The sequence below is a fragment of the Rheinheimera sp. A13L genome, assembly GCF_000217935.1.
Lineage (GTDB): Bacteria > Pseudomonadota > Gammaproteobacteria > Enterobacterales > Alteromonadaceae > Pararheinheimera.
The window spans coordinates 1-15,881 of sequence record NZ_AFHI01000067.1; the positions used below are offsets into that span (position 1 = coordinate 1).

10 protein-coding genes are annotated in these 15,881 nt (G+C 45.8%); 6 read left to right on the plus strand and 4 right to left on the minus strand.

The features are described from left to right. Positions 1-28: 28 nt before the first annotated feature. Positions 29-2,626 (minus strand): TonB-dependent receptor, encoded by a 2,598-nt coding sequence (locus RHEIN_RS18010; RefSeq protein ID WP_008900410.1) that lies wholly within the window; start codon positions 2,624-2,626, stop codon positions 29-31. 335 nt (positions 2,627-2,961) lie between these two features. On the opposite strand from RHEIN_RS18010, the gene RHEIN_RS18015 reads away from it, so the two are divergent. From RHEIN_RS18015 to RHEIN_RS18025, 3 genes are all read left to right on the plus strand, one after another. Then, the gene (locus RHEIN_RS18015; protein ID WP_008900411.1) at positions 2,962-4,692 is read left to right on the plus strand and encodes a phosphoethanolamine transferase; all 1,731 of its coding nucleotides are present in this window, start codon (positions 2,962-2,964) and stop codon (positions 4,690-4,692) included. Between the two features lie 212 nt (positions 4,693-4,904). After that, positions 4,905-5,810 carry a porin gene (locus tag RHEIN_RS18020; RefSeq protein WP_008900412.1) on the plus strand — a complete coding sequence of 302 codons (906 nt, stop codon included), beginning with the start codon at positions 4,905-4,907 and terminating at the stop codon, positions 5,808-5,810. Between the two features lie 148 nt (positions 5,811-5,958). Next, positions 5,959-6,690: a substrate-binding periplasmic protein gene (locus RHEIN_RS18025; protein WP_008900413.1), complete on the plus strand. Its 732-nt coding sequence runs from the start codon at positions 5,959-5,961 to the stop codon at positions 6,688-6,690. Here the strand turns inward: RHEIN_RS18025 and RHEIN_RS18030 are convergent. Next, positions 6,687-7,097 (minus strand): DUF4440 domain-containing protein, encoded by a 411-nt coding sequence (locus RHEIN_RS18030; RefSeq protein ID WP_008900414.1) that lies wholly within the window; start codon positions 7,095-7,097, stop codon positions 6,687-6,689. The genes RHEIN_RS18025 and RHEIN_RS18030 overlap by 4 nt on opposite strands. A gap of 71 nt (positions 7,098-7,168) precedes the next feature. On the opposite strand from RHEIN_RS18030, the gene soxR reads away from it, so the two are divergent. From soxR to RHEIN_RS18045, 3 genes are all read left to right on the plus strand, one after another. Next, positions 7,169-7,642, plus strand: coding sequence for a redox-sensitive transcriptional activator SoxR (soxR, locus tag RHEIN_RS18035; RefSeq protein WP_008900415.1), 474 nt, complete (start codon positions 7,169-7,171; stop codon positions 7,640-7,642). Between the two features lie 213 nt (positions 7,643-7,855). Further along, positions 7,856-9,340, plus strand: a complete 1,485-nt coding sequence (locus tag RHEIN_RS18040) for a SulP family inorganic anion transporter (protein WP_008900416.1) — start codon at positions 7,856-7,858, stop codon at positions 9,338-9,340. A gap of 10 nt (positions 9,341-9,350) precedes the next feature. Next, on the plus strand, positions 9,351-10,205 hold the full coding sequence (locus RHEIN_RS18045; RefSeq protein WP_008900417.1) for a universal stress protein: 855 nt from the start codon (positions 9,351-9,353) through the stop codon (positions 10,203-10,205). Positions 10,206-10,257: 52 nt separating this feature from the next. Here the strand turns inward: RHEIN_RS18045 and RHEIN_RS18050 are convergent, their stop codons facing one another. Both RHEIN_RS18050 and RHEIN_RS18055 read right to left on the minus strand, forming a co-directional pair. Then, positions 10,258-12,903 carry a TonB-dependent receptor domain-containing protein gene (locus tag RHEIN_RS18050; protein ID WP_008900418.1) on the minus strand — a complete coding sequence of 882 codons (2,646 nt, stop codon included), beginning with the start codon at positions 12,901-12,903 and terminating at the stop codon, positions 10,258-10,260. 116 nt (positions 12,904-13,019) lie between these two features. After that, the gene (locus tag RHEIN_RS18055) at positions 13,020-15,707 is read right to left on the minus strand and encodes a hypothetical protein (RefSeq protein ID WP_008900419.1); all 2,688 of its coding nucleotides are present in this window, start codon (positions 15,705-15,707) and stop codon (positions 13,020-13,022) included. Positions 15,708-15,881 lie beyond the last annotated feature (174 nt).

The window sequence follows — 15,881 nt, forward strand, 5'->3', positions numbered from 1 at the left end:
CCCGCAGGCCCTTTTTTAGCATCAGTGATTAGAACTTGTAATTTACTTTACCGTAAATGTACTGACCACGAGGGTTGTACATGCTGGTGACATAACCATACAGATCACCATCACCATCACCTATGGCAAAAGGTGGCTCTGTATCAAACAGGTTATTGATACCAATAGTCAGTTTGGTTTGTTCATTCAGGTTGTAATACCCCTGAACATCTACCAGTACCTGAGCTTTGATCATACGTGACTGGTTCTCTTCAAAGTCCAGTGAGCCGTCAAAGTCGATATCTGGTGTATCTTCAAACTCACCAATGTAGCTCAGTACTGTCGATACGCCCCAGTCGTTTAACGACCAGTCTGCTGTGCCTGTCCAGCGATGTTGTGGGTAACGGTATTCACCAGTGTAGTCCTGACCATCTTTTTCAAAATTATTCAGGTAGGTGTACTCCAGGTTAAATTTCAATTTACCCATGTTGGATAAATCCATTTTGTAGCGGCCAGAGAAGTCAATACCGTCGGCTTCCTGAGAACTGACATTAAAGAAAGTATTGTTAATCCGGTCCAGCTCACCCAGAGTCTGGCCTGGCAGCGGAGCCCGGCGCACGCAGATGGTGCTGTTCTGGTTACCACATTCGGCAGCATAAACATCACCAAACGGAACTTCGTCAATTTTGTTGTCCTGCGTAATGCTCCAGACATCCACACTGAAATCCAAATCATCTGTGACTTGCCAGATGGCACCTATGTTCCAGCTTTCAGACTCTTCTGCTTCTAAATCCGGGTTACCGGCAAACAAAATAGTGTAATCCGTTGAAGCACAAGCCGGATTGGCTGCATCAGGGGTAGGGCAACGGAAGGTATCAGTAAAGAACTGAGACTCCTCTGATGGGCCTAAACCTACCTGTGCCAGTGATGGGGCACGGAAACCCTGGCTCCATGAAGCCCGTAACGACCATGCATCCGTTGGCGTAAAGTGGAAGGCTATTTTTGGATTGGCTGTACCACCAAAATCACTGTAATGGTCGTAACGTTCCGCCAGCTGCATTTCCAGATTTTCTAACAGAGGCACAGAGATTTCGATATAAGCGGCTTTTTGTGAACGGCTGGCCGCAGCTGAAACAGACTCAGTGCCAAAAATTAAACCACGCTGGAATTGATCGTCCGGCACATCTGAGGCGTCTTCTTTGCGGTATTCAATACCTGCTGCTAAAGACACTGCACCATGGCTGACGTCAAACAATTCGCCACTGATCCGGGCGTCCGCTGAGGTCATATGGGATTTACCACGACGTACTAAGTTTGTCGTAATAGCATCAATCACAGATTGTGGGTTTTGCACACCACCAAAGGGGTTGTAGCGGCCTGCATTGATTTCTTGTTGCAGGAAGTCGGTGCGGATCCAGCCCTGTGACTTGTCACCGGTTTGAGTGGACGCGCTACGGCCTTTCTGTACAGCGGTTTCCCAATCCCAGTTATTAAAGTTACCACGTAAACCGGCCAATATCCGCAGCGTATCTGAGGTAATATCCCAACGTCTGTTGCCTGCATCTACTGTGCGGTAGCGGCTGATTTGTACATCCCGGCCAAAAGGGTTATTGGGGTGAGTGCCTGGCACGCTTAAACCTGCGCCTTCATTCAGAGGTGTCGCTGCGCCACCAGCAGCTGAGATATTGTGTTGGGCTGCAATTTCAGTAAAAAGCTCAACATCGTCGTTGATATCCCGATTCATGCTGAGGATAGCGCCCATACGTTCAGCTTCAGGTACTGCAATAGAGTGTGGACCATAGTCGTATACACAGGTGGCTCCATTGCGCTGATCAGCCGGGCAACCAGGGTCTATAGTCACCACGCCATCCACAATAAAACGACCAGGGTAGCCCATGGAAGAACGGAAATCCTGACCGCCATAAGGGGTTTGATTGGCTGTGCCAAAACGGCCTAACTCATAGTTGTCGATTTGTGAGTTATTAAAATAGTCCAGGATCAGCGTTGCGTTACTTTTGTCATCGCCCGCTCCCCAAACCACAGAAAAAGTTTTTTCATGGTAGTTAGGACCTGTAGTGCCACCATAACCTGCGGTTAAATCTGTGCCTGTATAGTCTTTACGCATGATAATATTGATTACACCGGCCACTGCGTCAGAGCCATAAATGGCAGAGGCGCCGTCTTTTAAGATATCAATACGCTCAATGGCAGCCATTGGGATGCTGTTAATATCCACAAAGCTGTTCACTATACCTTCAGCAAAAGGGCTGCTGGCTACACGACGACCATTAATTAACACCAGGGTCGCATCAGCGCCAAAACCTCTTAAACTGACAGCTGCAGCACCGTTAGCCGTAGAGTCCTGGCTGTTACCTCTGGTTGAAAAACTACCAGAGCCTGCAGACGGAAGGCGTTCCAGTAATTGTTGCAGGTTATCAAAACCTGATTTGTCTATATCATCACGGCTTATAATGGTGACAGGTGAAGGGCCTTCCAGATCGGTTCTTTTAATATGAGAACCTGTCACTGCTATACGTTCGACCTCTTTACCTTCTTCAGCTTGCTGAGCAAAACTATGTCCGCTGAATAACACAGCACTGACGGCTATAGCGCAACGGCTTAATTGTATGATTTTGTTATTATTCATGTTTTCTGGCTTCCTAGCTGGATTTTAGTAGTTGCATTCTTTATAAGTGTTATAAGTACCCGACAAAGCGAGCGCCCTAGATATAGTACAAACGGACTAAGTTTGTAAATGGGGTAATAAGGTGTAATTTATGTAACAACTGTATTTTTGTAGTGTTTTTTCTGTTTGTAAAATGATCTATCTTGTGTGTTAAAAGGCTTCAGAGGCTGGATTCACTTCAGCTGATTTCACTGCCTCTTCCTTTACAACAGTTCTGGTAAAAACTACAAAATACGCTCAGAATCCATTTTTTTCAGACCAGCTGCATTTTGATTTTTAAGCCAGGAGGCTTTTTGGTGAACTCGTCGTTACTACATTCGTTGTTTCGTGTTTTTGGATTAATACTCTTTGCTTTGGTGCTGTTGTCGCCTGTGCTGGTGCAATGGCCGGAACAGGATTTTGTGCCTTATTTGCAGTGGAAACTGATAGCTGCGGTCTGGTGTTACCTGTTGGTTTTGTCGTTATTCCGTTCTTTATGGCCAGGTTTAGTCTTGCTCTTGCCTGCTGCTTTGCTGGTACCACAGGAAGTGTTTTACCTTTTGACCTATCAGAAAAATACCGATGCCCATGTCATTGCCATAGTGGCAGAAACGGACCTGAGTGAAGCTTTGGGTTATCTGACCGGTGTAGGTGTTTTTTTAGCTCTGGCAGTGCTCGCTATTCTGTTGTTGTGGTGGTATCTGGTGCGCAGCGCCTGGCAACGTCACTGGCGCTGGGAAGCGGGTGTGCGTCCTGTTGTCTGGCTGATAGGTATTGGTGTGCTGGCAAGTCTGAGCTGGAATGAGTGGCAGTATCAGCAAATCAATAAAGCTAAACAACGCAGCAATCCGGAAGAAAATGTTTTTGTGCAACGACCCTTGCCTTACAGCTATGAAAAGTTTCATGCCACTTATCCGCTGAATGTGCTGCTGGCGCTGAACGAATTTGCCAAACAAAAACAAGCTGTGGCGGATGTTGCAGACAGCACCGCTTTGTTTAAATTTTCCGCGAAACAAACTGAAGTACCACAGGCCCGACAAATTTATGTACTGGTGATAGGGGAAACCTTAAGACCGGACAGATTGCAGCTCAATGGCTACAACAGAGCCACTACGCCCCGTCTGGCCGGCACAAAAAATGTGATCAGTTTCACCGATATGGTCAGTCCGTGGGCATGGACCCGTATGTCTGTGCCGGTGATTCTTTCGAGGAAAAGCCCTGTGGATCAGCGTTATTTTCCGACAGAAAGTTCTCTGGTAGCAGCTTTTAAAGAAGCAGGTTTCAGTACGGCCTGGCTGTCTACTCAAAGTCCGCTCGGCGTGCATGACTCTTCCATAGCTTTGCACGCCAGCGAAGCGGATCAGCTTCAGTATTTAAACCCTGTAGGCTATAAACAAGAAGGTTTTTACGACGAGATACTCTTGCCTGCAGTAGAACTTGTATTAAAGCAAAACCATGCCAGACAGCTGATCGTGCTGCATACCCTTGGCAGTCATTTTAGTTATGCTGACCGTTACCCTGAAGCTTTTGATTTGTTTACACCTTCAGGCAAAGGGCAAGCGGTCAGTATGCACAATAAAAAATCCAAAGTGCTGCTGAACAATGCCTACGACAATAGTGTGGCCTACACCGACTTTATTTTATTCACTCTGATTAAGCAGTTGGAGCAAACTCAAAGTATCAGTACCTTGTTTTACGTATCGGATCACGGTGAAAATATTTTTGATGGTCAGTGTGACAAAAGTGGTCATGGCCATAATACCGAACGTGATTACAGAGTGGCCTCTCTGCTCTGGACCTCAGATGCCTACAATCAACTTTATCCTCAGAAAAAAGCACTGGCTGAGCAACGTCGTCAACAGCCTTTAATCACCAGCAGCATTTTCCACAGCCTGCTTGACCTTGCAAATATTCAATACCCTGATCAAAAGCTTAACCGAAGCTGGGTGAATCCTGACTGGCGCCCTGTCCCCAGGTTGTTACAACAGGGACTGAATTTTGACAAAGCCAAAAGGGTAGGGGTTTGTCAGGAACTTAAAGCTCCTTAAGTTCTGTCATAATTCTGTCATTTAAAAGTCATAAAATAGACTCCGAAACGTCACGTGTCGGAAGCTTTATTGTCATATTTGCAGTAACTCAACGACGGACGATGAATAAATAAATGGGCTCAGCGGCTGGACTTCTGCGCCCAATGGTTATAATTCAGCTAAACAGAGCTTCTGTTGTTAGCCCTAAGTCCCTACCTGAAAAGGATAAAATCATGTTTGCAAAAACTTTTATAAGTATTGCATTGGCTTTAAGTTGTGTTGCTACCGCCCAGGCAAAAAGCTGGGAAATCTACGGAAAAATTAACGTTTCAGCACAGCAGTCCGATGAGGGCGAAGGATCGTTCGGCGAATTAAAAAGTAATGCCTCACGTTTTGGTATCAAAGGCGATTATGCTTTGGATGGTGATTTAACCCTGGTTTATCAACTGGAGTGGGAAGTTGACCCTTCAGATGAAGCAAACGAAAAAAATATCAAATCCAGGGACCAGTTTATTGGCTTGGCAGGTGCTTTTGGTACTGTAACTGCTGGTCGTCATGATACAGCTCTGAAAGTATCACAAGGCAAAGCAGATTTATTCAGCGACTATGAAGCGGATATCAAAAACTTATGGAAAGGCGAAAACCGGATGAGCGATTCTCTTGCTTATACTTCACCGTCTTTTCAAGGCTTTAAGCTGGTGCTCAGTTATGTGATGGAAGATGAAGCTGATGCAGATGATTCGCAGTCTTATGCTTTAGTGTACGGCGATGACAGTTTAAAAGATTCCAGCTGGTATGCAGCAGTGGCCTTGGATAGTGAAATCAATGGTTATGATACAACCCGTGCCACAGTGCAGTTTAAAGTCGCTGACTTTAAGTTGGGTGCCATGGTGCAACAACAAGAAGAAGTAGTAACAGGAAAAAAATCTGACGGTTATTTGGCAAGCCTGGCTTACCCTCTGAATAAGTGGGAGTTAAAAGCTCAATACCAGACTTTAGAAGATGACAATGGTATTTCTGTGGGTGCTGATTATAAATTAGGTAAAAACACCAAATTATTTGGTTGGTATACCAGTTTTGACTTTGACAGCAAAGTCGACAGCGATTATGTGGCAGTGGGTATCGAACATAAGTTCTGAGCTCAATTTTAGATAGACAAGGCAGCCAGGTGGCTGCCTTTTTGTTGTCTGAGATAAAATCCATAGTTTGAGCGCTAAGTGACTACTTAAATGGTAAATGCTTGGTTATGATGAATACAAAGTAGTAGCTGACAAAAAGTAGGTTTTGATGTGGAAGTGGGTGGTTTTGTTGTGGCCTTGCCTGACGTGGGCGGCTGAGCCATTAAGAGCTGTGGTCAGTCAAACCAATACTGCACCTTATGCCATCTTTGATCAACACAACCAATTGGCGGGTGGTGTAGCCAAAGAATTGCTGGATACCCTGGCTGCACGGTTAAAAAAACCAGTGTTGTATCTTGATTTACCCCGAGGCAGGGTCGTGGAATGGTTAGTCACGGATCAGGCTGATATCAGTTGTTTTCTGAATCCCGAATGGGTGCCTGCCACCTATAAGCTAAACTGGACTCCTGTATTGTTTCACACCAGACAATATATAGTGCGCCGGATTGAAGATAGCCCGGTGCGTTCTGATCAGGATTTGGTTCGCAAGCGGATAGGCACAACCAGAGGCTTTAGTTACCCTGAGTTGCAGTCCTTATTTGATACCCAGACTGCGGTGCGTGACGATGCCGAATCGCTGGAGAAAAACATTCAGCGTCTGGAGCAGGGACGGATAGATGTGGTGATGACTGTAGACTTAAGTTATGGCCACTACCAGCAACAGTTTGATACCTCAAAACTGGCGGTGGATCCGCTCTGGGCTGAACCTGCCGCCGTGTATTGTGCATTGAATCCAAAAAATACGCTGTTGGTGCAGCAAATTCAGCAGCAGTTGGGCTTGATGCAACAACAAGGCGTGATGAAAAAGGCGCTGCAGCGTTGGAAACATTCGTCTATTTAGAGCATATTTCCCGCACAGATCTGCCATTTCTCACCTTGCCGTTTCGCCACATAAAGGGGTGTACAGCTCAGACCCACTTTGTGCTGTCGTCCTCTTTGATACCACTGCTGTTCTGCATTGATTAAAAAAGTATCCAGATCCAACTGCTGCAGGTGCAACAACTGATAAATCCAAACCCTGTCCTGGTGCCTGTCTATTAACTGCTGTTGATAGTCTATAAGTTGCGCTGGCCCTGTCAGGCGTTGGCCAAATAAATTGACCAGTACAGCATCTTCACTAAAGCAACTGCTGAATAATGACCAGTTACGCTGATTAATAGCACTTTGCAAAAGCACTAATAATTGTTCTGCATGCTGTAGGTTGGACTGAACATTTGCTCCAATTCTGTAAACGGCCTGTTCCAGCATAAAAATCCCCTTTTGGTTTAAATTGCGGTTATGCTAAAACCTCAAGTTAGGTTAAGGTCAATAGTTTTTTTATGCAGCAACTAAAAACAGTGTTATCAGTGGGCGAAGTGGCAAAACGGACAGGGGTGTCAGTCGCTACTTTGCATTTTTATGAACAAAAAGGACTGATCCATAGCCAGCGAAATGCAGGCAATCAGCGTCGTTATTCGCGGGATGTGTTACGCCGGGTGGCCATTATTAAAGTAGCGCAGCGTACCGGTATTCCGCTGGAGCAAATAGGTAAGGCCTTGTCGGTATTGCCACCGGGCCAGAATGCCGATCAACACCACTGGCAGCTGATGTCTGAGCAATGGAAAGCTGAACTGGATTCCCGTATAGCGCAACTGACGGATTTAAGGGATCAGTTGAGCATGTGTATAGGTTGTGGTTGTTTATCTATGGCGCATTGCCCGCTGCGTAATCCGCAGGATAAGTTGGCCGCACAAGGGGCCGGTGCGCATTTTTATCCATTGCCTGGTGAGGTGTTGCCGGAAGAAAAACCCTGACCGAACTGTTAAGGTTTCAGTCAAAGGGCTTTTAGGCTAGAATATCGCTGTTTTTGTAGTATTCAACCCGCTTGCCATAAGGAACTTTGTCGCCGATGTAGTTGTTAAACCGTTTTTTCTATCTGTAAAAGTAAAAACGCAATTTGGGGCGTGACTGCTTTTATGCCGGAAAAAAATGCGTTTATTAAGTACTCAAACACAAAGGAATTCCTGATGTTTCAATCCATACGACAGCAATGGCTGTCTAATGTTCGTGGCGATCTGTTATCTGCCATAGTGGTGGCTCTGGCACTTATTCCAGAAGCTATAGCCTTTTCTATTATTGCCGGTGTAGATCCTAAAGTAGGTTTATACGCTTCTTTTGCTATTGCTGTGATCACCGCTTTTGCCGGTGGCCGTCCAGCTATGATTTCTGCCGCTACGGGCGCTATGGCGCTGCTGATGATTACTCTGGTAAAAGAACATGGTTTGCAGTATCTGTTAGCTGCCACTGTGCTTACTGGTGTGTTCCAGATTGTATTTGGCTGGCTGAAACTGGGAGAACTGATGCGTTTTGTTTCCCGTTCTGTGGTGACTGGTTTTGTCAATGCCTTAGCTATTCTGATCTTTATGGCCCAGTTGCCTGAACTGACTGGTGCTCATGGCACTGTATTGGTATACGGTATGACGGCTTTGGGCCTTGCCATTATTTATCTGTTTCCTTATATCAATAAAACTATCCCTTCGCCTTTGGTCTGTATTGTCGTACTGACTGCATTAGCGCTGTATTTTGGTCTGGATCTACGCACTGTCGCCGATATGGGCCAACTGCCGGATAGCCTGCCAATTTTCTTATGGCCAGATGTGCCGCTGAATTTTGAAACTCTGCAGATTATCTTCCCTTATGCTTTGGCTTTAGCTTTAGTAGGTTTATTAGAGTCTTTAATGACAGCCACTATTGTCGATGATTTAACAGACACCAGCAGTGATAAAAACCGTGAATGTGTGGGCCAGGGCATCGCCAATATAGGTTCTGGTTTAATTGGCGGTATGGCGGGTTGTGCCATGATTGGTCAGTCGGTGATCAACGTCAAGTCAGGCGGTCGCACCAGATTATCAACATTGCTTGCCGGTGTTATCTTATTGATCATGGTGGTGTTTTTAGATCAATGGGTTGGTCTTATCCCTATGGCTGCATTAGTCGCAGTGATGATTATGGTCTCTATTGGTACCTTCAGCTGGTCTTCCGTGACTGACTTAAAGAAAAACCCAAAAAGCTCCAGCATAGTGATGATAGCCACAGTACTTGTCGTGGTCTTTACTCACAATCTGGCCTATGGCGTTTTTATTGGTGTGCTGCTCAGTGCTTTATTTTTTGCCAACAAAGTCGGCAAAATTTTGTATATAGGTTCCAGTTTATCAGCCGATGGTCACGAGCGTGATTATCAGGTGGTAGGCCAGGTGTTTTTCAGCTCGGCCGATCAATTTGTGGGCGCTTTTGATTTTAAAGAAGCCGTTGAAAAAGTTCGGATCGATTTAAGTAAAGCGCATTTTTGGGACATCACAGCCATCAGTTCTTTGGATAAAGTAGTGATTAAATTCCGTCGTGAAGGCACAGAAGTAGAGCTGATTGGCCTAAATGAAGCCAGCGCAACACTGGTTGATAAGTTTGCTGTGCATAACAGACCTGACGCTATTGAAAAGCTCATGGGCCATTAGGAGAGATGATATGACCAAAAAAGTAATAGCTTGTATTGATACATCCTGTTATGCAGAAGCTGTATGTGATTATGCTGCCTGGGCTGCCAATAAACTGGCCGTGCCCATGTCGGTTTTGCATGTACTGGATAAAGCCGTAGCTGCAGCTACGTCAGACTTAAGTGGCAGTATAGGTTTAGGCGCTCAGGAAGCCTTGCTGGAACAACTGGCCAAACTGGATGAAAGCAAGGCCAAACTGGCTTTAGAGCGTGGGCGTTTATTGCTTGATGCTGCCAAAAGCCGTGCTGAAGCAGCAGGTGTTGAGTCGGTCGACGAACGTTTGCGGCATGGCGACTTTGTCGATACCTTGCTTGAACTGGAAGAGCAAACCCGCTTGCTGGTGATAGGCAAAAGAGGCGCTGGCAGTTCTGAAGCTCATGGTCGTATTGGCCTGCATGTCGAACAACTGATCCGCAGTGTAGAAAAACCTGTGCTTTTAAGTCAGCAGCAATTTGTTGAACCTAAACAAGTGATGCTGGCTTATGATGGCAGCGCCACAGCAGTGAAAGGGCTGGAAATGTTATCTGCCAGTGCTTTGTGCCGTGGTTTGCCTGTGCATCTGGTGATGGCCGGAGCTGATACTGAAGCCACCCGGGCGCAATTAAGTCAGGCGGCAGCTTTATTGGAGCGTGCTGGTTTTACTGTGGTTCAGGCTATAGTGGCAGGGGAAGCGGAAGAGGCTTTACATCAGTACCAGCAAAATCAGCATATTGATTTGATGGTGATGGGCGCTTATGGCCACTCCCGTATTCGGCAGTTTATTTTGGGCAGCACGACGACGGCTATGCTGAGCAAAGCCCGCTGTTCTTTATTGATATTACGCTGAAATAAAAAAGGGGTCAGAACTGAAGTTCTGACCCCTGAACAAAAAAACTGACTTAGTATTTGTAGCTGAAGCTTAAACCGTAGCTTTGGCCTTCAACACGACGCTGTAATAATTCGCCTTGTTGAGTGATTTCAACATCTTCATCCAACAGGTTTTTCAGCGACAGTTTCACTGAAGTCGATTCAAATGGCGTGTAAGAATAGACAAAATCCAGTGAGTTAAACGGCTGCTCATAGGCATCATCTTTATCGTTTACACCAGCAAAAGCGATACGCTTACCAAAGACGTTGTACGTCATGGTGGCGTTGTGCTTGTCGTCGTCAGAATCGAAGCCTAACTGGAAGTTCACTACATGTTTGGAGTGACCACTTAATGGGCGCTTCAAATTGGTCAGGTTAGTACCGGCAAAAGGCTGAATGGTAATTTCAGACTCGCTGTAGGTGAAGTTACCGGCCACAAAGAAGTTATCCAGCCAGTTATTGCCTTCAAACATATTCAGTTGTTGCAGGAATTCAGCTTCCACACCGTACACTTCACCTGTGTCACCGTTACGGAATGACATCAGTAAGTTACCGTCTGAACCACTTAATTCAATGGATTCAATTGGCTTATCCAGATCTTTGTAGAACACACCCACACTATAGTTGCTTTCGTCGTAGTACCACTCTAAACGGGCATCGTAGCTGCTGACATCAGTCGTTTGCAGGCCAGAAAAACCTGTTACTTTAAAATCAGTCACAGGATCAACGAATAGTACTGGTGTTACTTCACGTAAGTCAGGGCGAACTACAGTGCTGCTGTAACCAAAGCGGGCCTGCAAATCTTCACTGACAAACCAGGTTAAAGACAAGGAAGGGTAAAAACCATCTTCGTTCAGCGGGAAATCTTCGACATTACCACTGATTTCGCCATCCCCATTCAGTGGGATAGAGATTTGGCGGAAGTCTTCATAACGTACACCAAAGTTTAAACGCAGCAGGTAGTCATAGTTCATTTCCATGCCAACATAAGCCGCATCGATCATCTGCGCTGCTATGTAGTCATCTGCCTGAGTGGTGACGTTAGAAATCTGGAAACCATTGGCTGTATTGAGGATATTTTCATCAGAAAAAATCTCTGAAAAGCTTTGGCTCAACTGATCCAGGCCATAACCTACTGTATTGAAGTTAAACAAGTTGGTTTCTGATACACGGGTCCGCTCAAAATAAGAATAACCGCCGTTCAGTGTCATCTCAGCTTTACCTAAAGTAAAGGGCAGTTTGGCATTCCAGCTGGCGTTTTCAGTGTCATCTTCCATTTTACCGAAGCTGTAGTTGACAGCATTCTGGTTACGACGCAGGAAAGAGGTAACAGAGCCGTCAGCCTGAGTTTCGTTTAAGTAACGATAATAGAGTTCACCTGGTGCATCACGTTCTGCTTTAGCGTCCGTGTATTGCCAGTCAAGGCTGATGTCGTATAACCATGGCAGCATGTGACGACCGCGGACCTGGTTACTGAACATCGAACGCTCTTCGTACACTATCGAAGTGTCGGTGTTAGATCTGTTCGCTTCGTTCACGGTTTCAATACTGTCACCGTTCTTAATTTTGACTTCATCTTTGGTATCACGCAGATAAATAGATGCAGTTTCAAAACGGTGGTTTTCATCCAGCTCTAAACCAAAGTTCAGCATACCGGACAATTTCACCTGATGTTCTGTACCTTTAATATCGTCGTAAATATTTAAAGGTACTAAGTTATCGCCTGAGACAGAAAAATAACGTTCCTGTTCTTCGATATTCTGAGTGGATCTGTCATAACTGACACCGGCCATTACACCAAAAACCGATGAACCAAGATCGAATTTATCGCCAAAAGATACACTGCCATCAAAATCGGGTTTTACACTTTCACGTTGTACATCTACATCACGGTTAAAAGCTAAACCTAATTCACGCACTATGGTGTTAGCCTGGGCCAGATTGCCTGCGTTAATGCCACCCAAAGCTTCTGCAATATTAATAGGTGTAATAGTGCCATACTGATCCAAAGCGGTGCGCAGTTCAGGCGACATAGTACGGGTGCCGTCGTCGCTGCCCATCCAGTCATCACCACCACCATTGTAGCTATAGCCTTTATCACTGTTCAGGCTGTTATAACCGGTACCAACAGACAGATTAAAACTGCGTTGCAGCGGAATAGATGCAGTGCGTATATTGACGTTACCACCACCAAAAGCGGCTGGCAGCTCAGGTGAATAAGCTTTTTGTACCACTAAACTTTCAATAATACCGGCCGGGAACATATCCAATGGGATGACGTTCCTTGTTGGATCCGGGCTTGGTACCATAGCGCCGTTTAATAAGGTACTGGAATAACGTTCCCCTAAACCACGCACATAAATAAACTTGTCTTTAACTAAGGTTAAGCCAGTCACCCGGCGAAGTGCTGTGGCTGCGTTGCTGTCGCCTGCTCTGGAGATTTGCTCCATGCCTAATAATTCTGCGACATAAGGTTGTTCACGGCGCTCTGCAGCAGCGGAAGCGGCTGAACTCATCAGACGGCCTGATACTTCAATACGTTCAACGGCCTGTTCTTGTTCTGCAGGTTCTGCAGGAGCTTCCTGGGCTGATACAGGCATCATGCTTGCTGTGGCTGCTAAAGCCAGAAGCACACTACGGCCAACCTGACTGATTTTAAAACTTTGCTTGCTGCTCATTTGAACTTGGTCCTATCAGCTAATTCTTTCTTACATCAAGAGGCCGGGCTTATCCAAAGGAGGCCCGGCTGAAATGAATTTAACCCGCAGTCAGAGAGTGGCTGCGGGTTCAGGTCTTAGTCGTCTAAACCAACTGTCCAGCCAGCAGTCCAGTCGCTGCCTTCTTTCACTGCACCGATAAAGTCGACATCTTCAAAGAAGCTGTTTACCTGAGACATGGCTTTTGGAGTGGTGGTATTGATAGTGAAGATACCGTTCAGAACTGCAGCCTGATTAGCAGCAACACTGTTGCCTTCCTGAGCCATAAACCACTGTTCAACTGTAGTGGTAGCAGACACTTCACCTTTAAATGGTTCAGCACAAGCTATTACTGAGTGAGTCAGTTGCAGTTCACCAGTAGCTGCCAGGTTGCGAGACTCGTCAGATTCAATCTCTAAACATTCACCCATACCATCCGGGCCTGTGATGATAAAGTTATGCAGTTTGGCATTAGTACCAGCACGTAACAGGATACCTTCTGAGTCGTCATCACCGTCAAAGTTGTTACCGATAATGGTCATATTGGCAACAATTGGGTTGGATACAGGCAGTGCACCGAAGCTACCTGACTGGTTATCTGCTTCAATACCACGGTTTGCTTTGGCATCATCAGCGGCATGTTTAACTAACACAAACTGCATGTTACCGCGCCAGCCGTCAGCCCAGTCCAGAGAATCATCACCGTTAGCTGTTAAAACTACGTTTTTACAGCTGACTGAACCACCGAAGAACTCCACACCATCATCGACGTTCTGGTGAACCTGAATGTTTGAACACTGGGTTTGTGAGCCCACACCAAAAAAGGTGATACCGTTTAATTCATTGTCAGGGATAACTTCAAAACCAGCGTGTTTCACAACCACGTAGTTTAATTTGCCGCTGTTATCTTCCCAGTTAGCTCCACCGTACGGGCCTGCTTCACCTTCTGCTTCTATCTGACAGTTAGCTAAGTTTGATTGATCACACTTGTTGCTAGGTGCGTTACCCAGCAATACCAGACCACCCCACTGACCTGAAGTGGTAGGTGAACCTATCATGTCCTGTACCGACGTCATGACGATAGGGTTTGCCGCAGTACCGTTGGCATCAATTTTTGAGCCACGGGTAATCACCAGGAAGTCGGCACCTGATTTACCAAAAATATGCACGCCAGGCTGAATAGTTAAAGTAGCATTACTCTTATTGTCGTTACCTATACGGACACGGCCATTTAATACATAGTCAGCACCGGCTGCTAAAGTCACGTTAGTCAGGATGTCGCCTGTTAACTGGCAGTTTAAACGACCTGTTAAGCTGGCAACTTCAGTAGTACCTGTTGGGCAAGAGGTTAAATTCACGCCATCATTTTGGTGTAAAGACACAGTCCAGCCTTTGGTCCAGTCGTTAGTACCATCAAAAGCACCAATGTAGTTCACCACGTCAAACCAACCGTCTACATTATTCGATACGTTGTAACCATTGCCTAAAGCCGGAGAGTTAGGTGCAGGCATGTAGCCACCCAGCAAGGCGTCGCCCACTAAGTTGTTTGGCTGAGCTTCAAACCAGGTTCTGGCGTTAAAAGTCACGTTGCCTGCATCGTCTTCAATGTCTTTAAAAGGTTCAGCACAATCAATAATGGAGTTACGGAAAACTAAATCACCGCTGTTGGCAAAGTTGGCTGTTTCTGTGCTGTTAATTTCAAAACACTCACCCATACCTTGAGGGCCAGTCACGATAAAGTTATAAAGTTCAGCAGAAGTACCGGCACGTAATAAAATGCCTTCTGAATCTTCATCACCATCAAAGTTGTTACCGATAATGGTAACGTTAGACACTCGTGGTCTGCTAATCGGAGTTGCGGTGAAGTTGCCTGATTGGTTATCTGCTTCGATACCACGGTTAGCTTTAGTATTGTTTGGATTGTGACGGATTAAGATATGCTGTGCACGACCAGTCCAGCCATCTGCCCAGTCTAAAGAGTCATCACGGTTACCTGTTAACACTACATATTTAACATCTACAGTACCACCGAAAAATTCTACGCCGTCATCCACGTTGTTGTGGACCTGAATGTACTCAACACTAGTGCCACGGCCTACACCGAAAAAAGTAATACCATTTAATTCGTTGTCCGGAATAACTTCAAAACCAGCGTAACGTACTTGCAAATACTTTAATGCACCGCTGTTATCTTCAGGGTCAGCACCGCCGTATGGGCCTGCTTCACCTTCAGCTTCTACCTGACAAGTTGCCAAAGCAGCCTGGTCACATTTGTTGCTTGGTGCTTTACCTAACAAAACCAAACCACCCCATTCACCGGTCGATTCGTCGTCAGATAAACCTAACATGTCGTTTACTGACGTCATGATGATTGGGTTAGTCGCAGTACCAACAGCCTGAATTTTAGAACCTCGGGCGATTACTAAGTAGTCGGCACCACTTTTACCAAAAACTTTAGTGCCAGGCTGAATAGTTAAAGTAGCGCTGTTAGCGTTGTCGTTACCAATTGTTACTTTGCCGGATAAAGCCCAGGCTCTATCTGCAGTCAAAGTGATATCACTGGTAATAGTGCCCGTAATTTCACAGACTGGAGTCGTAACGCCAGCTAAAGCTGAACCTTGAGTTGCAAAAGAAGGACAAGAACTGGTTGGTGGTGGAGGAGTACCGCCGCCGTTGTTGCCGTCGTTACCATTGCCAGTGTTGATATTGATATCACCGCCACCGCAACCAGCTAATACTAAAGCTGAGGCGATTGCACTCAATTTTAAGAATTTACGTAAAGCCATTACTCAATCTCCAATAAGTACGAACAGGAAAGCTGTTGTTATAAAAAGCTGGGGCCAACCATACTCAGGCTTAATGACTGTTTTATTACAGTGGCAGGCAAAGAGATTGAACTTTCAGTGCAGGCCACGGCTGGCGCGGTCTGGCGCTGGAGTTGTCAGAAAAGGTTCATCAAA